Origin of the sequence: Gordonia asplenii (genome assembly GCF_012933505.1) — a bacterium.
Taxonomy (GTDB): Bacteria; Actinomycetota; Actinomycetes; order Mycobacteriales; family Mycobacteriaceae; genus Gordonia; species Gordonia asplenii.
In genome coordinates this window covers 343,889-365,873 of sequence record NZ_JABBNB010000001.1, presented here as the reverse complement: position 1 = coordinate 365,873, position 21,985 = coordinate 343,889, and the positions used below count along the sequence as shown (strand labels likewise).

Sequence of the window (21,985 nt, the reverse complement as noted above, 5' to 3'; positions counted from 1 at the left end):
GTGCCGGACCCGGGCCCTCTGCCTGCCGCGCTACACCTGGGCCCCGGCCGCGGCCCGTGCCGCGGCAGGATCCGACGTCGCCAACGCCGCGCTCGCGGCAGCCTCGCACTGGGCCAGCGTGACCTGCCCGAGTCGAGCGCCCACCGCCGCCGCCGCGACCGGCGCACTCGACAACGACGTCACCCCCAGGCCCACCAGCACACACGCCAGCAGTGGATCGGCGGCGGCCTCACCGCACACGCCGACCGGCTTGCCCGCGGCGCGTCCGGCCGCGGCGACCATCGACACCAGCGACAGCACGGCCGGTTGCCACGGATCAGTCAGTGCGGCCAGCTCGGCCGACATCCGGTCGGCGGCCATCGTGTACTGGGTGAGGTCGTTGGTGCCGATCGAGACGAAGTCCACCTCCGCGAGGACCTGCGGCGCGAGCAACGCGGCCGCGGGCACCTCGATCATCACCCCCGCCTTGAGCCCACGCGCACGAGCCAGACCCGCGAACTCACGCGCTTCGGCGACGGTCGCGATCATCGGGGCCATCACCCACACGTCGGCGTCGGTGTCGGCGACCGCCGCCGCGATGGCGTCGAGCTGGGTGTCGCGCAGTTCGGGCTGGGCGTCGGCGATGCGGTTGCCGCGCACGCCGAGCGCCGGGTTGGCCTCGTCGGGGCTGTCGACGAACTTCATCGGCTTGTCCGACCCGGCGTCGAGCGTCCGAATCACCACCTTGTGCCCGCTGAACGCGTCGAAGACCTCACGGTAGCTGGCCGCCTGCTCCTGCACGGTCGGTGCGGTGGCGCGGTCGAGGAACGCGAGCTCGGTGCGAAACAGCCCGATTCCGGCCACCGGCTTCGACGACGCCGCGCGCGCCGACGCACCGTCGGCGACGTTGGCGAGGATGTCGACGTCGTGCCCGTCGGCAGTGCGTCCGGGACCGGCCCATCCGGCGACCAGCTCGGCCTGCACCCGCCACTTCGCGGCGGCGTCGCGCGCCGATTCCGGCTCGGGCTCGACGACGATCGTGCCCGCGGTGCCGTCGACCAACACCTGGGTGCCCGCCTCGATGGATGCGAGGTCGCCGACGGCGACGATGCACGGGATGCCGAGTTGACGCGCGATGATCGCGGTGTGGCTGGTCGGCCCGCCGAGCCGGGTGACCAGAGCGATCACCAGCTCGGGATCGAGCCCCGCGGTATCGGCCGGGGCGAGGTCGTCGGCGAACAGCACCGACGGCGAATCCGGTACGGGCACACCGGGTTCCGGTGATCCCGACAACGCGGCCAGCACGCGGTCGCGCACGTCGTTGAGGTCGGTGACCCGCTCGGCCATCAGCCCGCCGAGCTTGGTGAACAGGTCCGCGAACTGCTGGGTCGCGGCGACGGCGGCGTCCGCGGCCGGCGTGCCCGCGGTGATCAGCTTGCGTGCCGCGGACAGCCAGCCGCGATCCTCGGCCAGGCCCGCCGTCGCACTGAGCACCTCGGCGGCCACACCGGAACTGGCCGACGCTCGCTCGCGCAGCCGGGTGGCGACGTCGGCCGCCGCGGCGATGAAACGCTCCACTTCGCCCGCGCGGTCGGCGTCGGGCAGTTCCGCCGACGACGGCGCGAATTCCGGGCGCGCGCCCGGCCAGATGGCCGGCCCGTACGCGATACCTGAAACGACCGGGGTTCCGGTCAGCTGCTGGAGAGTGTCCGCCACGAGACTTACCTTTCATCGAGTAACTTGTGTGATTCAGATTACGAGAAAAGCTTGACTTGTCAACACACTCGGGAGTAAAACCAAATATATCAACATCGCAACCCAACGGAATCCACAGAAATCCACCTGTAGACACAGACGAAAGGAGGCCAGCAGGATGTACGCCGCCGAACGCCACGAAGCAATCGCCGCAGCGGTCCGCGACACCGGCCGGGTGTCGGTGATCGACCTGGCCGCCAAGTTCGACGTCACCGGCGAGACCATCCGCCGCGACCTCGCCGTACTCGAGCGCGCGGGTCACGTGCACCGCGTGCACGGGGGCGCCGTCGATCCGAGCCTGTCCACGCTCGACGGCGGCGAACGCCCGCTGGCCCAGCGCATCGCCGAATACAGCGAGGCCAAGGCAGCCATCGGTGCCGCCGCGCAACGCTTCCTGCCCCCGGCCGGCGGTTCGGTCCTGTTCGACGCCGGCACCACCACATATCAGGCCGCTCGTGCGCTCACCGACCACCGCGAGCTCACCATCGCCACCAACGCACTCGGCGTGGCCGCGACACTGTCCAAGCTGACGACGGTGAATCTGCACCTGATCGGCGGACGGCTGCGTGGCCTGACCCAAGCCAGCGTCGGCGCCGACACCGTCGCCGCGATCAACCGGTTGCGGGTGTCGGTGGCCTTCATCGGGACCAATGGGATCAGCCTCGGACGCGGACTCTCCACTCCCGACCCCGACGAGGCCGCGGTGAAATCGGCGATGGTCTCGTGCGCCAATCGTGTTGTGGTGCTCGCTGATTCATCGAAGTTCGGGCTCGACGACGTCGTGTCCTTCGCTCCCCTGTCCGCGGTCGACGTCATCGTCACCGACGCCGGCGCGGACCCGGCAACCGTGTCGCTCTACACCGAACAAGGAATCGAGGTCGTTACCGCATGATCCTCACCGTGACCGCCAACCCGAGCATCGACCGCACCGTCGAGCTGGAGGCTCCGCTTCGCCACGGCGCCGTACAGCGTGCCGCCGCGACGCGCATCGAAGCCGGCGGCAAGGGTGTCAACGTGGCACGTGTCGCCGCGGGCGCCGACGTCGCCACCCTCGCCATCCTGCCCGCACGCAGCGACGATCCGATGCTGGGTCTGCTCGACTCGGTACGGCTGCCCTACCGCGCCACCGACGTCGGAGCCGACGTCCGCTCCAACCTGACCGTCGTCGACCCAGACGGCACCACCACCAAGATCAACGCCGCCGGCGCGGTGCTCGACGACGCGACCGCGACCGCGCTCGCCGAGGAGATCGTCGCCAATGCTCCCGGCGCGAGCTGGGTGGCCCTGTGCGGGTCACTGCCGCCCGGACTGCCCGCTGACTGGTACGCCCGACTCGTCGCCGCACTCAAGCCGCACGGCTGCAAGATCGCCGTCGACACCTCCGGAGCGCCGTTGGCCGCGGTCGCGCAACCCGGCGCCGACCTCCTCAAACCCAATGCCGACGAACTCGCCGAACTCGTCGGCGGCGACGGCCCCGCCATCGAGGCCGCAGCGCAGGCCGGTGACTTCGGACCCGCCGTGGCTGCGTCGCTGCTGCTCGCGCAACGCACCGGCGGCACGATCCTGACCACCCTGGGAGCGGCCGGGGCATTGCTGACCACCACCACCGCGTCGTGGTCGGCGACGCCGCCGCCGATCGTGCCGCGCAGCACCGTCGGTGCGGGCGATGCCTCGCTCGCCGGCTACCTGCTCGCCGAGCTGGCGGGCGCCGAGCCCGCCGAGCGCCTGCGCCGGGCGGTCGCCTACGGGTCCGCCGCGGCCGCCCTCCCCGGCACCCAACCGCCGTCGCCGTCCGATCTCAATCTCGACGATATCCAGATCGCCGAGATCGCCCTGCCCACCCCCGCCTAGCGTTCGTATCCATCCACCCGCCCCACCCACCGCCCCCACACAGAAATGGCTCGTCAATGACCACGCACGACTCCGGCGCGCAGACGCCGCAGATCATCACCACCGAGACGGTGATCCTCGACGCCGACGCAGGCGACTCCAACGAGGCCGTGATCACCCGGCTCACCGGACTTCTCGCCGATCAGGGCCGCACCACCGACGCCGCCGACCTCATCGCCGCGGCGATGGCGCGCGAAGCCAAGTCGGCCACCGGCCTGCCCGGCGGCATCGCCATCCCGCACGCTCGCTCGGCGTCGGTCACCGCGGCCAGCCTGGCGATGGCCCGACTGTCGAAGAAGGTCGACTTCGGCGGCCCGGACGGCGACGCCGACATCGTCTTCCTCATCGCAGCTCCCGAGGGCGGCAGCGAGCACATGAAGCTGCTCAGCTCATTGGCCCGTGCACTGGTCCGGCCGGACTTCGTCGCCGCGCTGCGCGAGGCGCCCGACGCGGACCGCATCGTCGAGCTCGTCGGTGAGGCCATCAAGCCCAAGCCCAAGGCCGCCGCCAAGCCCGCCGAGGCGGCTGCTCCCGCAGCCGCGGCAGTACCGGCAAGCCTGGAGAAGAACGGCGCAACGGCCGCACGTCCACGCGTCGTCGCGATCACCGCCTGCCCCACCGGCATCGCGCACACCTACATGGCGGCCGACGCACTCAAATACGCCGCCGAGCGCGCCGACGTCGACTTCGTCGTCGAGACCCAGGGGTCGTCGGCCACCACACCGATGTCGGCGCAGACCATCGCCGACGCCGACGCCGTCATCTTCGCCACCGACGTCGGGGTGAAGGGCCGTGAACGGTTCGCCGGCAAACCGGTGATCGCCTCGGGCGTCAAACGCGCCATCAACGAACCCGACAAGATGATCGCCGAAGCCGTCGCGGCGTCGACGAATCCGAACGCCGCGGTCGTGGGCGGAGACGCCTCGGCGTCGGAGGAGACCACCGGCTCGGACAACGTCGGACTCGGCGGCCAGCTCCGGCAGGCCCTGATGACCGGCGTCAGTTACATGATCCCGTTCGTCGCGGCCGGCGGTCTGCTGATCGCGCTGGGCTTCCTGCTCGCGGGCTATCAGATCGCCAACAAGACCCTCGATTCGTCCAAGACGCTGTCCGACGGCGCATTCATCGCCCTGCACAACAGTCTCTGGGATCTCCCCGCGGGCGGCCTCATGCAGTACCTCGGTGGCGTGTCCTTCGCCGTCGGCGCACTGGCAATGGGCATGTTGGTGCCCGTCCTGTCCGGTTACATCGCCTTCGCCATCGCCGATCGTCCGGGTATCGCACCCGGTTTCGTCGCCGGACTCGTGTCCGTCGCGGTCGGCGCCAGCTTCATCGGCGGTCTGGTCGGCGGTGTGCTGGCCGGTGTCGTCGCGCTCTGGCTGTCACGAATCCCGTTGCCGCAGTGGGCACGTGGCCTGCAACCGGTCGTCATCATCCCGCTGTTCGCATCGATGGTCGTCGGCGGTCTGATGTTCATGCTCCTCGGCAAGCCGCTCGCCTGGGTGACCACCGAGATGACCGACGCACTCAACTCGATGTCGGGCAGCTCCAAGATCATCCTCGGCATCGTGCTCGGCCTGATGATGTGCTTCGACCTGGGTGGCCCGGTCAACAAGGCCGCATACCTGTTCGCCACCACGGGGCTCGCCATCGGCGGAGTGCCGCAGCTGGAGATCATGGCCGCGGTGATGGCAGCCGGAATGCTGCCGCCGCTCGCCCTGGCACTCGCAACGGTGTTGCGTCCCAAGCTGTTCACCGAGGTCGAGCGGGAGAACGGCAAAGCTGCCTGGCTGCTCGGCGCGGCGTTCATCTCCGAGGGCGCCATTCCGTTCGCCGCGGCCGACCCACTGCGCGTCATTCCCTCGATGATGCTGGGCGGGGCCACCACCGGCGCGCTGATCATGGCCTTCGGTGTCCAGCTGCAGGCTCCGCACGGCGGCATCTTCGTCTTCTTCGCGATGAACGGCACCTGGCCGCTGTTCCTGCTGGCACTGGCCATCGGTGTGGTCGTCGGATGCGTGGCTGTCGTCGCGGCGAAGTCCTTCCACGCCGCTCGCAATCCGCAGGAAGAGGCCGAGCTGGAAGCCGCCATCGCCTGAGCCGTCACGTCTCGGAAGCCATAACCCACCGGACGCACCCGTCCCACCCGTAAGATCAATCACCACATTTCAAAGGAGAACGCTCATGCCATCGACCACAGTCGCCGTCGGATCCGCTGTCGGCCTGCACGCCCGCCCCGCGACGATCATCGCCGAAGCCGTCGCCGAACTCGGCGCCGACGTCACCCTCGCGGTCGAAGGTGAAGACCCGGTAGACGCCGGCTCGGCACTGCTGATCATGACCCTCGGCGCCGAGAAGGGTACCGAGGTGACCGTCAGCTCCGACGACGACGCCGCCCTGGCCAAGGTCGTCGAACTGGTCGCCGCCGACCTCGACGCCGAATAGGTCTGCTCATCACGCCGATGCCCCCGACTCTGATCGAGTCGGGGGCATCGGCGTCGCCGGGTCCGCTCCGAAGCTATCCCCCGACGATCAGTTCCCGCAGCTCGCCCGCCAGCGCGACGGGAACCCGCACCCGCATGCGCGTCCCGTCGACGTCGTGGTCGGTTGCGAGCACCTCGCCCTCGGCGTGGATCCGCGACACCAGGTCGCCGCGCGCGAACGGCACCGAGACATACAGTTCGACGTCGTTGCTGCCCAGGGCCGCGCGGATGCGGTCGAAGAGTTCCGGCAGTCCCGCACCGGTGCGCGCCGAGATGAACACGGCGTCGGGCAGCGCCGCGCGTAACGCGGTGATCTGCACCGGCGTCATCGCGTCGACCTTGTTCACCACCAGCAGCTCGGGCGGCAGCACCGCACCCGACGCACCGGTGTCGGACTCGCCCGACGACTCGCCGACGATCTCTTTGAGCACCTGACGCACCGCGGTGATCTGGCCGAGCGGGTACTCGTCGGCACCGTCGACGACGTGCAGCAGCAGGTCGGCGTCGGCGGCCTCCTCCAGCGTCGAGCGGAACGCCTCGACGAGCTGGGTGGGCAGGTGCCGCACGAACCCGACGGTGTCGGTGAACACGACGACTCGCCCGTCGTCGAGTTTGGCCCGCCGCGTCGTCGGGTCCAGGGTGGCGAACAGCGCGTCCTGCACCAGCACGCCGGAGCCGGTCATCGCGTTCACCAGCGACGACTTGCCCGCGTTCGTGTAGCCGACGACGGTCAGCGCTGGTACCGAGTTACGTTGGCGCGCAGCGCGTTTCACCACGCGCGCGGTCTTCATCAGACGGATTTCGCGCCGCATCTTGGCCATCCGCTCGCGGATCCGACGACGATCGGTCTCGATCTTGGTCTCACCCGGGCCGCGCAGGCCGACGCCGCCGTTGCTGCCGGCCCGGCCACCGGCCTGCCGGGACATCGACTCGCCCCAGCCGCGCAGTCGGGGCAGCATGTATTCCATCTGAGCCAGCGACACCTGGGCCTTGCCCTCGCGGGAGGTGGCGTGCTGGGCGAAGATGTCGAGGATCAGCGCGGTGCGATCGATCACCTTGACCTTGACGACCTTCTCCAGCGCGGTCAGTTGGGCGGGCGTCAGTTCGCCGTCGCAGATGACGGTGTCGGCTTCGGTGGCGATGACCACCTCGCGCAGTTCACCGGCCTTGCCGGAGCCGATGTAGGTGGCCGAGTCGGGTTTGGACCGGCGCTGGATCAGCGCGTCGAGTACCTGCGATCCCGCAGTTTCGGCGAGCGCCGCCAATTCGGCCATCGCCGCGTTGGCCTGTGCTTGTGTCCCGTGGGTCCACACACCGACCAGCACGACTCGTTCGAGTCGGAGTTGGCGGTATTCGACCTCGGTGACGTCGGTGAGTTCGGTGGACAGTCCGGCGACGCGTTGCAGCGAAGCGCGGTCGTCGAGTTGCAGGTCACCGGTGGTGGGTACGGAGACGTTCGTGTCAGTCATATGCGTTCCATGATGGCACGCTCAACTGAGGCGACGCATCTCAATAACGCCGAGCGCGCACCCTACCCGCGCTGCCAGCCGTCGATCAGCGTGCCCCGCGCCACCAGCCGCGAGGGGCCGCGCAGGGTTGCACCGGCGGCGTCGATCGTCACCGTCACCTGCCCGCCGGGCACCGTCAGTCGCAGTTCACCGGTGTCGCGGCCGATCGACCGCAGCGCCGCTGCCGCCGCCGCGACCAGACCCGTTCCGCAGCTACGCGTCTCCCCGACGCCGCGTTCGATGACGCGCATCGACGCGTCGAACACCGCTCCGTGGGCGACCGGCGCCGTCAGCACCTCGACGTTCACCCCGTGCGGAAATACCTCGGCATCGAAGGACGCGCCCCGCGAAAAGTCAAGGGCGGCAAGCTGTTGCACACTCAGCCCGTCGACGACGGCGGCGAGGTGCGGGTTCCCGACGTCGACGGCGACACCGGCATAGTCGACACCGTCGATCCGCGCCGACGATTCGACGCCCAGCCGTGCGAGCCCCATCGACACGCTCACCTCGGCTTCCGAATCGTCGAACGAGTGGACGGTCACGACCCGCCCGCCCGCCCGCGATCCGACGGTGAACACGTCCGACTCCACCAGTCCGGCCGCCCGGCAGAAGTGGGCGAACACCCGCACACCGTTGCCGCACATCTCCGCGATCGAGCCGTCGGCGTTGCGGTAGTCCATGAACCAGTCCTCCGGCGCGACGTCGTCGGGATGGGCGTCGAGCACGCCGCGAGCGACGAGTTCGCCGGCCCGCGCAACGCGCAGCAGTCCATCGGCGCCGATGCCGCGTTGCCGGTCACACAGTGCCGCGACGGCCTCGACGGTCAGATCCAGCGCAGCGGCCGGATCGTAGAGGATGACGAAGTCGTTCTGGGTTCCATGTCCCTTGAAGAAGTGGGACGCGAAATCGGCGTCGGGCACGGCGAGAGTCACGCGACCAGGTTACCGGTCCGTCCCGACAACCCCCATCGCGTCGGCGACCAGGTGCTCCGACGCGCCGTCGAGCCAGGTGATGCGGTGGTCGCGGCGGAACCACGACCGTTGCCGACGCACGTAGCGCCGGGTGCCGATGAATGTGCGCTCGGCGGCTTCGGCGAGATCGTAGTCGCCGTCGAAGGCGGCGAGCACCTGGGCGTATCCGATGGCCCGCCGCGCGGTCTGCCCCGCGCGCAGGCCCCGGCCCTCCAGTTCCCGTACTTCGTCGACGAGCCCGGCGTCGAACATCATCCGCGTCCGCAGTTCGATCCGCGCGTCGAGTTCGGAGGTCTCCCGATCGACGGCGAAAATCCTCGTGCCCCAGCGTGGTTCGCCGATCTTCGGCTGCGACGCCGCGAACGGCCGCCCGGTGAGTTCGACGACCTCCAGCGCGCGCACGATGCGCCGCCCGTCGGTGTCGAGAATCGTCGACGCCGCCGCCGGGTCGACCTGCGCGAGGCGCGCGTGCATCGCCGCCACCCCGACGTCGGCGAGTTGTGCCTCATACCGCGCCCGTACCGCCGGATCCGTCGCGGGCAGCTGCCAGTCGTCGAGCAACGCCTGGATGTACATCATCGATCCGCCGACGACGATCGGCGTCACACCACGCGCCCGCAATGCTTCGACGTCGGCGACCGCTGCCGCGAGGTAGCGCGCCACCGTTGCGGTTTCGGTCACGTCGAGGACGTCGAGCTGATGATGTTCGACGCCGCGCCGGTCCTCTACGGTCAGTTTCGCGGTGCCGACGTCCATGCCGCGATACTGCTGCATCGCGTCGATGTTGATCACCTCGCCGCCGAGGCGCTGCGCGAGGTCGAGTCCCAGCGCCGACTTGCCGGTCGCCGTCGGCCCGACGATCGCGATGGGTGTCGGTGCGTCGATCGTCACCGCGACGCCGTCCAGCTCGCCACGGTGTATCCGACGCCGAGCGGCGCCCCCGCGTAGTCGAGCCGACCGGTGAGCTCGACACCGTCGAGGGCGGCCGCCGCCACCTGCCACACCGCACGTCCGCCGACACCCCACAGCGCGCATTCCGCGGGCGTCAGCGCGGTGAGTGCCGCCGTGTCGGCGTTCCCCAAGGCGGCGTCGATCCGCTCTTGCAGGGCTCGGGCCTGCGGTGAGTCGCCGCCGCCGGGCGCACGGGCGCTCAACGACGTGGCGCCGTCGCCGACGACGAGCAGCCCCACCGGATCGGACGTTTCCAGCAGGCGGGCGCGCAGCGACGCGGCCGCGTCGACCGTCGGGTCGCTACCGGCGCTGCGGTCGGTCGCGCCGTCGGCATCGACGACGATCGGGATCAGTCGATCGATCGAGGCCATTTCCCGCAGCCAACCGGCGAGCAGCATCGACGTCGGCCACCCGGCGTCGGGCTCGCCGGAACCGGCGGCGACGTCGAGCGACACCACTCGATCGACCCCGAAGCCGCGACAGGTCCCCGGGCCGTCGAGCCGCGAATCCGATTGCGCGCCAACATTATCGCCGAGAACAAACCAGCGAAGCGGTAGGCCGCCGCCGACCTCGGTCGCCGCTCGCAGAACGTCGATCGACGCCGCGCGCACCGGTTCGACGTCGACCGCGCCCGGCCCGGCCAACTCCGGGACCAACGCCGGGGCGCTGGGCACAAAGACCACAGATTTCAACACGGGTACAGGCTAATGTCTCACCAGCGCACACATCCGGCGCCCTGACCTGTTTGAATGGAACAACCCCTGTTCGCACATATGCATGTGCGGATCGGAGCGATATTCAGTTGACGGCAGCCGTGACGCGCGGCACAAGCGGAGGACCACCCTATGACAGACTCGGACGCCACCACCCCTTCGGCAACTCCTTCCGCGCCCAAACCGGGCCCGCGACCGGGCCCCAGACCAGGTCCCCGACCGGGCCCGCGCCCGACGCCCGCGGTCGCCGCGGCCGCCGCCCCACCGGCCAGTCATCCCCCGGCTCCGCATCCTGTTCCGCATGGTGACGTGCACAAATTCGGCCGGGTCGACGATGACGGCGGTGTCTGGCTGATCACCGCATCCGGCGAGCGGCAGGTCGGGTCGTGGCAGGCGGGCGACGCGGAGCAGGGCCTGGCGCACTTCGCCCGGCGCTTCGACGACCTCGCGACCGAAGTCGAAATCCTCGAAGAACGTCTGGCCGCCCGCTCCGGCGATCCGCGCAAGACGCAGGCCGCCGCGGCGCATCTGCTCGAGACGCTGCCCGAGGCCACCGTCATCGGCGACGTCGACGCGCTGGCCGCTCGACTCACCTCGATCACCCAGACCGCCGACGACGTCGCCGCCTCCGTGAAGGCCGAACGCGAACAGGCCCGCGCCGACGCGATCGCCAAAAAGGAGGCACTCTGCGTCGAGGCGGAGGCCATCGGTTCGGACTCCAACCAGTGGAAAGCCTCCGGTGATCGACTACGCGCGATCCTCGACGAGTGGCGCGCCATCAAGGGCATCGACCGCAAGACCGACGACGTGCTCTGGAAGCGCTACGCCAAGGCACGCGACGCATTCAATCGCAGGCGCGGCGCCCACTTCGCCGAACTGGATCGCGAACGGGCCAGCGCGAAGGGCCGCAAAGAAGAACTCATCGAACGCGCGAGAGAATTGTCGTCGTCGACCGACTGGGGCCCGACGGCCGGCAAGTTCCGCGATCTGCTCACCGAGTGGAAGGCCGCGGGCCGTGCCCCACGCGACACCGACGACGCGCTCTGGCAGCAGTTCAAAGCGGCTCAGGACGTGTTCTTCGCCGCGCGCAACGCGGTGACCGCCGAACGCGACACCGAGTTCGCCGCCAACGCCGACGCCAAGCGCGCGCTGCTCGACGCCGCCGAGAAGTCGATCGATCCCACCGCGAATCTCGACGCCGCGCGACGCGAATTCCGCAACTTCCAGGAACGCTGGGACGAGTTGGGCAAGGTGCCGCGCGAGCAGATGCAGGCACTCGAAGGTCGGGCCCGGTCGTTGGAGCGCCGAATCCGCGACGCCGAGCAGGCACACTGGCAGCAGACCGACCCCGAAGCGCAGGCTCGCGCGGCCCAATTCGCCGAGCGCGCAGCACAATTCGAAGAGCAGGCCGCCAAAGCCGAGGAACGCGGCAAGGCATCGCAGGCACGCAAGCTCAGCGAACAGGCGCAGCAGTGGCGCCAGTGGGCGCAGACCGCGCAGAACGTGGTCAGCGAGGGTTAGTCGGGCGTTGGTTCAGCGGCTTTCCGAGGCCGCTGAACACTCGCTCGATACGTTCAGTGGTTCTTGCGCTTCTGCAGGTCCCGCACGGCCTTCTCGCGTTCAGCAGCCTCGATGCGTCGCTGTTCCTCGAGCGCCAGTTGGTAGTTGCTGCGGGCCCAGACCAGGCGTGCCCAGTGGAAACTGAGCAGGATCACCGCGAACCATCCGGCGATCAGCCCGATGCCCACGCCCGACGGCGGCTGCACGCCGCCGACCCCCGGGGTGTTGCGCGACCACCAGGCCAACAGGCCGGCGACGACAGCGATCAGGTTGCCGCACAAGGCGATCCAGGCGATCGCCCAGCGTCGGGTGAGCAGCGCGAGAGTGGAGAAGCCGATCCCGAAGATCGCCACGAAGTAGACGAACACGCGCGAGGTGATGGTGATCCGCTCGGCCTGCGCGGCGTGCGAAAAGGTCAGGACGTCGAACCCGTTGGCCTTGCCCGCGTGCGCGAGCAGCAGCGACGCGATCGCCACCAGTACACCGACGGCGACCACGACGCCGCGTGCACCCGGGTCGAATTCACCGGCCACCTTGCGTTCGGCCTTCGCCAGATCGTCGTGGAACTGTTCGAACTGGTCGTCGTGCGTCTTGTCGGTCACTGGCAGCCTCCGCTGTTGCAGGCACTCACCGGTTCCGGTGCGCGCGCTCCGATGCTCGGCATGCCGAGCCCCACGCCGACCGGCGCCGTCGTGGGTGTTGTCTGTGCCTCGTAGGCGTCGCCCGCGCGGGTGCGCCGATGCGAGTGCACCCCGGCGTCGGCGATCAGATGATGCGGCGCCGCGGCGGTGATCGTGGTGGTGACGTAGTCGCCGGGACGGATCCGCGTCGCGTCGGCGGTCGACGTCGGGGCGGCGAAGTGGACCAGTCGTCCGTCGCGGGCCCGTCCGGTCAGTCGGGCATTGGCCGCGCTCTTGCGCCCGGCGTCGGCCGAGACGAGCAGCTCGACGTCGGACCCGACCAGCTTGGTGTTCTCGTCGAGACACACCGACTCCTGCAGCGCGATGAGCCGCTGGTAGCGATCTTTGACGACGTCGGGCGGGATCTGGTCGGCCATAGTCGCCGCCGGGGTCCCTGGACGGGGCGAGTACTGGAATGTGAATGCGCTCGAAAAGCGTGCTGCGGCAACGACTTCCAGCGTCTGCTGGAAATCCTCTTCGGTCTCGCCGGGGAACCCGACGATGATGTCGGTAGTGATCGCGGCATGCGGCATCGCCTCGCGCACACGCTCGATGATGCCGAGGAACTTCGTCTTGCGGTAGCTGCGTCGCATCGCCCGCAGGATCCGGTCCGACCCCGACTGCAGCGGCATATGCAACTGCGGGCAGATGTTGGGGGTCTGCGCCATCGCCTCGATGACGTCGTCGGTGAACTCGGCCGGATGCGGGGAGGTGAAGCGGACTCGCTCGAGTCCGTCGATGGTGCCGCACGCGCGCAGCAGGTCGGCGAAGGCACCGCGGTTACGGTCGAGGTCCGGGTCGGCGAACGACATGCCGTAGGCATTCACGTTCTGCCCCAGCAACGTCACCTCGCTCACCCCCTGGTCGACGAGTGCCTGCACTTCGGCGAGGATGTCACCGGGCCGTCGGTCCACCTCTTTGCCGCGCAGCGACGGCACGATGCAGAACGTGCAGGTGTTGTTGCAGCCGACCGACACCGACACCCAGCCCGAGTAGGCGGAATCGCGTTTGGCCGGCAGGGTCGACGGGAACTGCTCCAGGGACTCGAGAATCTCCACCTGCGCCTCGGCGTTGTGACGTGCGCGGTCGAGCAGCGCGGGCAGCGACCCGATGTTGTGGGTGCCGAAGACCACGTCGACATAGGGCGCCTTGGCCAGGACGGTGTCCTTGTCCTTCTGCGCCAGGCAGCCGCCGACCGCGATCTGCATGTCCGGGCGGTCGTGTTTCTGCGGCGCGAGGTGGGACAGGTTTCCGTACAACTTGTTGTCGGCGTTCTCGCGGACCGCGCAGGTGTTGAACACCACCAGATCCGGATCGTCGCCGTCGGCCGCGGCGACGTAGCCGGCATCCTCGAGAAGACCCGAGATCCGCTCGGAGTCGTGGACGTTCATCTGGCACCCGTAGGTACGCACCTGGTAACGGCGCGGCGCGGACAACTGACTACTCACTCATCCCAGGGTACGTGAGCAGTCCAAATCGACGCCGCTCGCTATCGGCGGTCGCGCGCTCGCCGTCGGCGATCAGTCGCAACCCGTCGCCGAGATGCTTAGGCGCACCAACATTCGCAATGCCCCCACTACGACCGACCTGGCCACTAGGGTTGGCGATATGACCGCTTCGCCCACAAATGTCAGTGAGCCCGGGGCCGCCGGCCCACCGTCGAAGTCCATGATCTCCATTCGAAAAGTGCAGAAGCACTACGGATCTCTGCATGTGCTCAAAGACATCGATCTGGAAGTTCCCGCGGGACAGGTCGTCGTGGTGCTCGGGCCGTCCGGGTCTGGCAAATCGACGTTGTGCCGCACCATCAATCGTCTCGAACCGATCGACAGCGGCGAGATCTACATCGACGGCAACCTGCTGCCGTCGGAGGGGCGTGACCTCGCCAAGCTGCGCGCCGACGTCGGGATGGTGTTTCAGTCCTTCAATCTGTTCGCGCACAAGACGATTCTGGAGAACGTGACCCTGGCGCCGGTGAAGGTGCGTCGAAAGTCGAAGGCGGACGCGGACAAACGCGGCTATCAACTCCTCGAACGCGTCGGCATCGCCACCCAGAAGGACAAGTACCCCGCTCAGTTGTCCGGTGGCCAGCAACAGCGCGTGGCCATCGCGCGATCACTGGCGATGGAACCGACCGTCATGCTGTTCGACGAGCCGACGTCGGCGCTGGATCCGGAGATGGTCAACGAAGTGCTCGACGTCATGGTCTCGCTGGCCAAGGAGGGCATGACCATGCTCGTGGTGACCCACGAGATGGGGTTCGCCCGCAAGGCCGCCGACCGGATCATCTTCATGGCCGACGGCCAGATCGTCGAGGACACCGACCCGGAGAGCTTCTTCACCCAACCGAAGTCCGAGCGGGCCCGCGACTTCCTGTCGAAGATCCTGGACCACTGATGGGCACCCGAAAACCAAGCCGGGCAACAGTTCTCACCTCCTGCGCGGTGATCGTCGCACTCGGCGCGATGCTGCTGAGCGCCTGCGGCAGCACCGAGCCACGCAACCTGCTCGACTCGATCCGCAACGGCAAGGTCATTCTCGGCACCAAATACGATCAGCCGGGTCTCGGCCAGCGCAATCCGGATCGATCGGTGACTGGCTTCGATCCCACGGTGTCGACCTATGTGGTCAACCACATCGCCGACAAACTCGGCGTCGCGCACCCGCGGATCACCTGGCGCGAGACCCCGTCGGCGCAGCGCGAGACACTGATCGACAACGGCGAGGTCGACATGATCGCCGCCACCTACTCGATCAACGCCGCGCGCTCGAAGGAAGTCGACTTCGCCGGTCCCTACCTGATCAACTACCAGGGCCTGCTGGTGCGCGCCGACGATCATTCGATCCAGAACCTGACCGACCTCGAGAACGGTAAGAAACTCTGCTCGGTCACCGGATCGACGCCGGCGCAGAACGTCAAGAAGCAATTGCCCGGCGTCCAGCTGCAGGAGTACGACTCGTACTCGTCGTGCGTCGAAGGTCTGCGGCGCGGCAAGGTCGACGCACTGACCACCGACGAAGTGATCTTGGCGGGCTACTCGAACTTCTGGCCGGGCGAATTCCGGCTCGTCGACATGACCTACCCGAAAGACTATTGCGGGACAAAGGATTACGACGGCAAGAAGGTGCCGAACTTCATCAAGGCAGGCACTCCGTTCTCGACGGAGCGCTACGGCATCGGCATGGCGAAGAACCAGCCCGACTCCATTGCCGCGGTGAACGAGGCGTTGCGGGCGATGATGGTGCCCGAGGGCCCGAATTCACCGTGGCAACAGGCACTGCGCGCCAACATCGGCTCGGCGAACGTCGACAAGATGATCGCCCGCGCCGCCACCGGCGACACCTACAAGTTCACCCCGGTACCCGGTGATTTGAAATTCGTCACGCCGACGCCGGGCAAGCCGTGCCCGGCAGGACTCAAGTGAGGGGGCGCACGGCATGAGTGAACTCTGGTCGGAGATGGGCCCGCAGTTGTGGCCCGCATTCTGGATGACCTTGAAGTTGACGTTCTTCTCGGCGGTCGGTGCCGTTGTCTGGGGCACCGTGCTCGCGGGCATGCGGGTCTCCCCGGTGCCGGTGATGCGCGGCTTCGCGACGGTGTACATCAACATCGTCCGCAACACGCCGCTGACCTTGATCGTCATCTTCTGCTCGTTCGGCCTCTATCAGAATCTGGGGCTGCAGTTCAGCAATCAGGTGAAGAACAACAACTTCTGGATCGCGGTGCTGGCATTCGTCCTCTACACCGCGACGTTCGTCTGCGAGACGCTGCGGTCGGGTTTCAACACCGTGCCGCTCGGGCAGGCCGAAGCCGCCCGGTCGCTGGGCCTGTCGTTCGCGCAGGTCTTCGGGATCATCGTGTTGCCGCAGGCGGCCCGCACGGTGATCGGCCCGATGGGCAGCGTACTGATCGCGTTGACGAAGAACACGACGATCGCCTCCGTCATCGGTGTCGCCGAGGCATCGTTGCTGATGAAGGAGGAGATCGAGAATTTCGCCGACCAGGTGGTCGCGGTGTTCGTGATCATCGCCGTCGGCTTCATGATCATCACTCTGACCGAGGGCCTGATCTTCGGGTACCTGGCTAACCGATTCGCGGTGAAACGATGAGCACTCAGGCAACCGTCCTCTACGACGCGCCGGGCCCCAAGGCACGGCTGCGCAACAACATCATCGCGGTCGTGTTCATCGCGATCGTCGTGGCGATCGCGGTATATGCGATCCTCGTGCTGGCCGACAACGGCCAGTTCGCCGCGGAGAAGTGGACTCCGTTCGTCACGGCCACCACCTGGACCACCTATGTCCTGCCCGGTCTGTGGGGCACCGTCAAGGCGGCGATCGTGTCGATCATCCTCGCGATGATCCTCGGTTCGGTGCTGGGCATCGGCAGGCTCTCCGACCATCGATGGCTGCGCTGGCTCTCCGGTGCGGTCACCGAGGTGTTCCGCGCGATTCCGGTGCTGATCCTGATGATCTTCGCGTACTACGTGTTCGCCGACTATGCGATCTTCCCGTCGTCGCAGTTGGCGTTCGCCGCGGTGGTCACCGGACTCACCCTCTACAACGGTTCGGTGATCGCCGAGATCCTGCGCTCGGGCATCCAATCACTGCCGCGCGGTCAGTCCGAGGCCGCACTGTCACTCGGGTTGCGCAAATCGCAGACGATGCGGATCATCCTGCTTCCGCAGGCGATCACCGCGATGCTGCCCGCTCTCGTCTCGCAGATGGTGATCGCCTTGAAAGACTCCGCGCTGGGTTACATCATCGGCTACATCGAGGTGGTGCGGTCGAGTCTGCAGTCGGCGTCGTATTACGGCAACTATCTGCCGGTGCTGATCATCGTGGCGATCGTGATGATCCTGATCAACTTCGGATTGTCGTCGTTCGCGACCTATCTCGAGGACCGGATCCGCCACGGGCGGCGCAAGCGGACCACCGTCAGCCCCGAAGAGTTGGAACTCGGCGCCACCGAACCGCTGCCGGGACTGCGTCGCTAGTCGTGGCCGCCTGACGAGGCGCTGCGCGCGGTCAGGCGGCCGCGCGCAGCGCCTCGTTCACCACGTCGATCGACATCGACTGGCCGTAGCCGCGACGCACGAGCATTCCGACGAGTCGGCGGAATACCTTGTCGCGGCCGGTTCGGTCGGTGTGCGCTTCCTCCAGCGTCGACGCGGTGAGCTTCTTGGCGACGAGCCGGGCCGCGATCTCCCGCTCGGCGTCGGGGTCGACGCCGGCGAGTGCCTCTTCGACGATGGCCTTGTCGACGCCCTTGGCCGCGAGTTCGTGGCGCAGCGCGATGCGCCCCTTGCCCGACGTCGAGTGGCGCGCGCGTACCCATTCGCCGGCGAAGTCGGCATCGTCGAGGAGCCCGGCGGCGTCGAGTCTGGTCATCACCGACTCGATCTCAGATTCTTCGAAGCCTCTGCGCTGCAGTCGTTTTCGCATCTCGTCGCGACTGCGGGCACGAATGCCCAACAGCCGCAACGCCGCGTCCCAAGCGCTGGCTTTGGATTCCTCCGGCGACCGCCGCGGACGCGGCTCGGGCGAGTCAGTCATCACCGCGACTCACCGTCTAGAACTCGACCGGAGCCGGAGCCACCTCGTCTGCGTCGAGGACCGCCCCGATGCCGAGCTTCTCCTTGATCTTCTTCTCGATCTCGTCGCGGATATCGGTGTTCTCCAGCAAGAACTTTCGCGCGTTCTCCTTGCCCTGGCCGAGTTGGTCGCCCTCATAGGTGAACCATGAGCCCGCCTTGCGGATGAATCCCTCGGCGACGCCCAGGTCGATGAGTGAGCCCTCCTTGGAGATGCCGTGACCGTAGAGGATGTCGAACTCGGCCTGCTTGAACGGCGGTGCGACCTTGTTCTTGACGACTTTCACACGGGTGCGGTTGCCGACCGCGTCGGAGCCGTCCTTGAGGGTCTCGATGCGACGGACGTCGAGGCGTACAGACGAATAGAACTTCAGTGCTTTACCGCCGGTGGTGGTCTCCGGGGAGCCGAACATCACGCCGATCTTCTCGCGCAGCTGGTTGATGAAGATCGCGGTGGTGTTCGAGTTGCTCAGCGCGCCGGTCATCTTGCGCAGCGCCTGGCTCATCAGACGTGCCTGCAGACCGACGTGGCTGTCACCCATCTCGCCTTCGATTTCGGCCTTGGGCACCAGCGCGGCCACCGAGTCGACGACCAAGATGTCCAGGGCGCCCGAGCGGATCAGCATGTCGGCGATCTCCAGGGCCTGCTCGCCGGTGTCCGGCTGAGAGACCAGCAGTGCGTCGACGTCGACGCCGAGCTTGGCCGCGTACTCGGGGTCGAGGGCGTGCTCCGCGTCGATGAATGCGGCGATGCCGCCCTGCGCCTGCGCATTGGCGACGGCGTGCAGCGCGACGGTGGTCTTACCCGACGATTCCGGGCCGTAGATCTCCACGACTCGGCCGCGGGGCAGTCCGCCGATGCCGAGCGCGATGTCGAGGGCGATGGCGCCGGTGGGGATGACCTCGATCGGCTGACGGCTCTCCTCGCCGAGCCGCATCACCGATCCCTTGCCGAAGTTCTTGTCGATCTGCGCGAGCGCCAGATCGAGTGCCTTTTCGCGGTCTTGCGATGCTGCTGCCATGTCGATCTCTCCTTGGTGAGGACGTCAAGTGGATTACTCGGTTGCCACGCTAGCGAGACCCTCTGACAATCTCGGTTCACGCGCGCGGTCGCCGACATCTTGGACGTTCTCGGGGGTGGATTTGGTTCCGTCGGATTTCCAGAGTAGCGAACGGATGTTCGATTGCAAGTGCGACGCGCTGAGAAGTGGCTGGATGAGCCGCCTACCGGCACGGCGCGTGGGTCACCATCGGTCGCGCGGCACGTCGAAGTCGCGGCACAGTGCGACCCACACGTCACGGGGATCTACTCCCGCCTCAAGCGCCTGCGCCGCGGTCTGGCCGCCGAGGTCGGCGAGCACGTGGTCGACGAGCATGGAGTCGGCGGTCACCTCGCCGAACTCGGTGGTGATCAGTTCGGTGAATTCGGTCAGACGCACGCCAGCGATCCTACGTGCCGGGCGTCGGGCGGCGCGTCGCCGCCCGCTCGATCACCCCGACCGGATCGACGACGCCTGCGCCGGATGCGGCCAGGCGTCGCGCGGCCGCCGCGAAACGCGCGTCGGCGAGCACCTCGCGGGTCGCGGTGGCCAACGATTCGGCGTCGAGCGGCCGCACCAGGCGACCGGCACCGCGCCGTTGCACGCGGTTGGCGAGTTCCCACTGGTCTCCCCCGCCGGGCACGGTCACCACCGGCACTCCGGCGCCCAGCGCCTTGACGAGCATGCCGTGACCGCCGCCGCAGATCACGACGTCGGCCGCGGCGACCAGCGCGTCCTGTCGCCCGAATCCTGCTGCGACGTCGGGCAACTCCGACCTCGCCACCTCGTCGGCCGACGGCGTGGTGAGACCCGAAATCACAACTCGCACCGGCATCTTCAGCAGTCCCGGGCTCAGCGCGGCCAGTGCGATCGCGGCCAGATCCGCGGCGCCGGTCACCGCGGTCGACGGGGCGACCATCACCAGCGGCGCCCGCCCCGCGGGCAACGGCAGGGTGGCGTCGGTGGGCTCCCACAGCAGCGGCCCGATCAGATGCGTGTCAGCGGGCCAGTCCGGCCGGTACTCCTCCAGACCGGGCAGGGTGGCGACCATCCGGGTGATCGGCCCGGCGTCGGGCGGTAACCCGATGGAGCGGCGGGCGGCGGCGCGCTGCCGTGCGCCCCGACGCCGGGCGGGTGCACTCGAGGTCCGCAGCGCGGCGTCGCGCATGCGTCCGAGCGGCCCCTCGCCGCGCGCCATGCCCGCCCCGATCGGCGGCAGTCCGCGCGATTGGAGGTACAGCGGGTGCGGGGAACATTCCACCCAGCCCAGCCCAGCCAATTCGGCGGCCCAGCCGCCCGCGACGGTGATGACGTCGGAGACCACGACGTCGACGTCGTGCGCGACGAGAACGGGTGCCAGCGCCAGCGCCATCCGCGCGGCGCGCACCGACAGTTTCGCGCCCGCATCGGAATCGTCGTCCGAGTCGTCGGCGGCGAGCTCGGGAAGGTCGACGACCCGGATGCCGCGCCGTGCCGCGGCGTGGGACCAGCGCAGGCCGGTATACACGATCGGCGAATGCCCCACGGCCGCAAGCCTTTCGGCGAGCGCGAAGGCCGGAAAGGCGTGCCCGGCCTCCGGCCCGGCGACCAACCCGACCCTGCGCCGCGGACTCATGACACCCGCATGACGATGCACTGCTCGGTCCGCGCCAGCCGATGCAGGATGAACCGGGTCATCGGAGGCAATCGGTTGAGCACCGTGCGGGTGTCGACCAGCCGCGGGTCGACGGCGGTCAGCACGTCGTCGCCGATCCGGACCCGCGCGGTCTGCGCAGCGAACACATTGCGGACCCAGTCGGCGTCGGCGCCGAAGTTCGCGCCGATGATGATGTCGCCGCTACGCACGGCGCGGACCGGCGTCCGGTACTCACGACCGGACCGTCGGCCCCGGTGGGTAACCTCGGCGAACCCGAGGCCGGCATGTGCGATCCGCAGAGCCGGACGCCGGATCCAGCGCGCGACGGGAAGTAGTTGGCGTGGCCACGCCATGAGCCGGTGGCTGGGACTCGGCTAACCCTGCTGATTCGCCTGCGGATCGGCGGGCTTGTTCAGGTTCGCGGCCACCTGCGGTGCGGCTTGCGGACTCGTCAGCGGTGCGCCGTTCATGCTGGCGCGGATCTGCTCCAGCCGGGCGTGTCCGGCCATCTGAACGCTCGCCTGTTCCACCTCGGCCATCCGGCCCTGCACGGTGTTGCGGGCCAGCTCAGCCGAACCCAGTGCGTTGGCGTAGCGGCGTTCGATCTTGTCGCGGACCTGGTCGAGGTTCGGAGTATTGCCCGGTACCGCCAACTCGCTCATCTGCTGCAGCGAGGCCGAGACCTTCTCCTGCATCTTCGCCTGCTCCAACTGGCTGAGCAGCTTGGAGCGCTCGGCGAGCTTCTGCTGCAACATCATCGCGTTGCGCTCGACGGCCTGCTTGGCCTGCCCGGCGGCCTGCAACGACTGATCGTGCAGGGTCTTGAGGTCCTCGACGCTCTGCTCGGTGGAGACCAGCTGCGCGGCGAACGCCTCGGCCGCGTTGGTGTACTCCTGCGCCTTGGCGGTGTCGCCTGCGGCGTTGGCCTGGTCGGCGAGGGTCAGCGCCTGGCGGGTATTGCTCTGCAGCTTCTCGACCTCTTCGAGCTGACGATTCAGCTTCATCTCGAGCTGACGCTGGTTGCCGATGACCGCTGCCGCCTGTTGCGAGAGCTCCTGATGCTGACGCTGTGCGTCTTCGATCGCCTGCTGAATCTGAATGCGGGGGTCGGCGTTCTCGTCGATCTTGGCGTTGCCGAGCGCCATCAGGTAGTTCCAGAACTTCACAAACGGGTTAGCCATGGCAGAAAGTCAACTCCATCGAGAGATCAGTCGGTTCGCAGGGT

The 21,985-nt window shown here is 68.2% G+C and carries 22 protein-coding genes; 9 read left to right on the top strand and 13 right to left on the bottom strand.

Annotated features, from left to right (window positions below):
• Positions 1-30: 30 nt before the first annotated feature.
• Positions 31-1,695 (bottom strand): phosphoenolpyruvate--protein phosphotransferase, encoded by a 1,665-nt coding sequence (gene ptsP, locus HH308_RS01670; RefSeq protein WP_170192400.1) that lies wholly within the window; start codon positions 1,693-1,695, stop codon positions 31-33.
• A 157-nt stretch (positions 1,696-1,852) separates the two neighbouring features.
• Between ptsP and HH308_RS01665 the strand changes: the two genes are divergently transcribed.
• The 4 genes from HH308_RS01665 (at position 1,853) to HH308_RS01650 (ending at position 6,069) form a co-directional block, all read left to right on the top strand.
• Positions 1,853-2,626: a DeoR/GlpR family DNA-binding transcription regulator gene (locus HH308_RS01665; protein WP_170192399.1), complete on the top strand. Its 774-nt coding sequence runs from the start codon at positions 1,853-1,855 to the stop codon at positions 2,624-2,626.
• Entirely contained in the window at positions 2,623-3,585 is a 963-nt protein-coding gene (locus HH308_RS01660; RefSeq protein ID WP_170192398.1) for a 1-phosphofructokinase family hexose kinase, read from the top strand. Before HH308_RS01665 ends, HH308_RS01660 begins: the two co-directional genes overlap by 4 nt.
• 56 nt (positions 3,586-3,641) lie before the next feature.
• The gene (locus HH308_RS01655; RefSeq protein WP_170192397.1) at positions 3,642-5,723 is read left to right on the top strand and encodes a PTS fructose transporter subunit IIABC; all 2,082 of its coding nucleotides are present in this window, start codon (positions 3,642-3,644) and stop codon (positions 5,721-5,723) included.
• 85 nt (positions 5,724-5,808) lie between these two features.
• Complete coding sequence (locus HH308_RS01650) at positions 5,809-6,069, top strand: HPr family phosphocarrier protein (protein ID WP_170192396.1); 261 nt, start codon at positions 5,809-5,811, stop codon at positions 6,067-6,069.
• Positions 6,070-6,142: 73 nt separating this feature from the next.
• On the opposite strand, the gene hflX is transcribed toward HH308_RS01650, so the two are convergent.
• The 4 genes from hflX to HH308_RS01630 all read right to left on the bottom strand — a co-directional run bounded on the left by hflX (position 6,143) and on the right by HH308_RS01630 (position 10,232).
• Positions 6,143-7,576 (bottom strand): GTPase HflX, encoded by a 1,434-nt coding sequence (gene hflX, locus HH308_RS01645; RefSeq protein ID WP_246284066.1) that lies wholly within the window; start codon positions 7,574-7,576, stop codon positions 6,143-6,145.
• A gap of 62 nt (positions 7,577-7,638) precedes the next feature.
• The gene (gene dapF, locus HH308_RS01640; protein ID WP_170192395.1) at positions 7,639-8,547 is read right to left on the bottom strand and encodes a diaminopimelate epimerase; all 909 of its coding nucleotides are present in this window, start codon (positions 8,545-8,547) and stop codon (positions 7,639-7,641) included.
• A 9-nt stretch (positions 8,548-8,556) separates the two neighbouring features.
• Entirely contained in the window at positions 8,557-9,477 is a 921-nt protein-coding gene (miaA, locus tag HH308_RS01635) for a tRNA (adenosine(37)-N6)-dimethylallyltransferase MiaA (protein WP_170192394.1), read from the bottom strand.
• Positions 9,474-10,232: a class III extradiol ring-cleavage dioxygenase family protein gene (locus HH308_RS01630; protein WP_170192393.1), complete on the bottom strand. Its 759-nt coding sequence runs from the start codon at positions 10,230-10,232 to the stop codon at positions 9,474-9,476. The genes miaA and HH308_RS01630 overlap by 4 nt, the downstream gene beginning before the upstream one ends.
• A gap of 150 nt (positions 10,233-10,382) precedes the next feature.
• Here HH308_RS01630 and HH308_RS01625 point away from each other — a divergent pair, with 150 nt between their 5' ends.
• Positions 10,383-11,771, top strand: a complete 1,389-nt coding sequence (locus HH308_RS01625; RefSeq protein ID WP_170192392.1) for a DUF349 domain-containing protein — start codon at positions 10,383-10,385, stop codon at positions 11,769-11,771.
• 53 nt (positions 11,772-11,824) lie between these two features.
• On the opposite strand, the gene HH308_RS01620 is transcribed toward HH308_RS01625, so the two are convergent.
• Complete coding sequence (locus HH308_RS01620; RefSeq protein WP_211188086.1) at positions 11,825-12,418, bottom strand: Rv2732c family membrane protein; 594 nt, start codon at positions 12,416-12,418, stop codon at positions 11,825-11,827.
• The gene (gene miaB, locus HH308_RS01615) at positions 12,409-13,938 is read right to left on the bottom strand and encodes a tRNA (N6-isopentenyl adenosine(37)-C2)-methylthiotransferase MiaB (RefSeq protein ID WP_312870262.1); all 1,530 of its coding nucleotides are present in this window, start codon (positions 13,936-13,938) and stop codon (positions 12,409-12,411) included. The genes HH308_RS01620 and miaB overlap by 10 nt, the downstream gene beginning before the upstream one ends.
• Positions 13,939-14,158: 220 nt before the next feature.
• Here miaB and HH308_RS01610 point away from each other — a divergent pair, with 220 nt between their 5' ends.
• From HH308_RS01610 to HH308_RS01595, 4 genes are read left to right on the top strand one after another with little or no spacing between them, the layout of a single operon-like run.
• Positions 14,159-14,887 (top strand): amino acid ABC transporter ATP-binding protein, encoded by a 729-nt coding sequence (locus HH308_RS01610; protein WP_211188084.1) that lies wholly within the window; start codon positions 14,159-14,161, stop codon positions 14,885-14,887.
• A complete protein-coding gene (locus HH308_RS01605) occupies positions 14,887-15,915 on the top strand; it encodes a glutamate ABC transporter substrate-binding protein (protein ID WP_170192389.1) in 1,029 nt (342 codons plus the stop codon). The genes HH308_RS01610 and HH308_RS01605 overlap by 1 nt, the downstream gene beginning before the upstream one ends.
• Before the next feature lie 13 nt (positions 15,916-15,928).
• Positions 15,929-16,600, top strand: coding sequence for an amino acid ABC transporter permease (locus tag HH308_RS01600; protein WP_170192388.1), 672 nt, complete (start codon positions 15,929-15,931; stop codon positions 16,598-16,600).
• Entirely contained in the window at positions 16,597-17,487 is an 891-nt protein-coding gene (locus tag HH308_RS01595; protein ID WP_170192387.1) for an amino acid ABC transporter permease, read from the top strand. Before HH308_RS01600 ends, HH308_RS01595 begins: the two co-directional genes overlap by 4 nt.
• A 31-nt stretch (positions 17,488-17,518) precedes the next feature.
• Here HH308_RS01595 and HH308_RS01590 read toward each other — a convergent pair whose 3' ends face one another.
• From HH308_RS01590 to HH308_RS01565, 6 genes are all read right to left on the bottom strand, one after another.
• A complete protein-coding gene (locus HH308_RS01590) occupies positions 17,519-18,046 on the bottom strand; it encodes a regulatory protein RecX (protein WP_170192386.1) in 528 nt (175 codons plus the stop codon).
• A gap of 16 nt (positions 18,047-18,062) precedes the next feature.
• A complete protein-coding gene (gene recA / locus HH308_RS01585; RefSeq protein ID WP_170192385.1) occupies positions 18,063-19,106 on the bottom strand; it encodes a recombinase RecA in 1,044 nt (347 codons plus the stop codon).
• Between the two features lie 222 nt (positions 19,107-19,328).
• Positions 19,329-19,523, bottom strand: coding sequence for a DUF3046 domain-containing protein (locus HH308_RS01580; protein ID WP_170192384.1), 195 nt, complete (start codon positions 19,521-19,523; stop codon positions 19,329-19,331).
• 10 nt (positions 19,524-19,533) lie between these two features.
• Positions 19,534-20,739 carry a glycosyltransferase gene (locus HH308_RS01575; protein WP_170192383.1) on the bottom strand — a complete coding sequence of 402 codons (1,206 nt, stop codon included), beginning with the start codon at positions 20,737-20,739 and terminating at the stop codon, positions 19,534-19,536.
• Positions 20,736-21,113, bottom strand: coding sequence for a nitroreductase family deazaflavin-dependent oxidoreductase (locus HH308_RS01570; protein WP_170192382.1), 378 nt, complete (start codon positions 21,111-21,113; stop codon positions 20,736-20,738). Before HH308_RS01570 ends, HH308_RS01575 begins: the two co-directional genes overlap by 4 nt.
• Positions 21,114-21,134: 21 nt before the next feature.
• Positions 21,135-21,941 (bottom strand): PspA/IM30 family protein, encoded by an 807-nt coding sequence (locus HH308_RS01565; protein WP_170192381.1) that lies wholly within the window; start codon positions 21,939-21,941, stop codon positions 21,135-21,137.
• Positions 21,942-21,985: the final 44 nt, after the last annotated feature.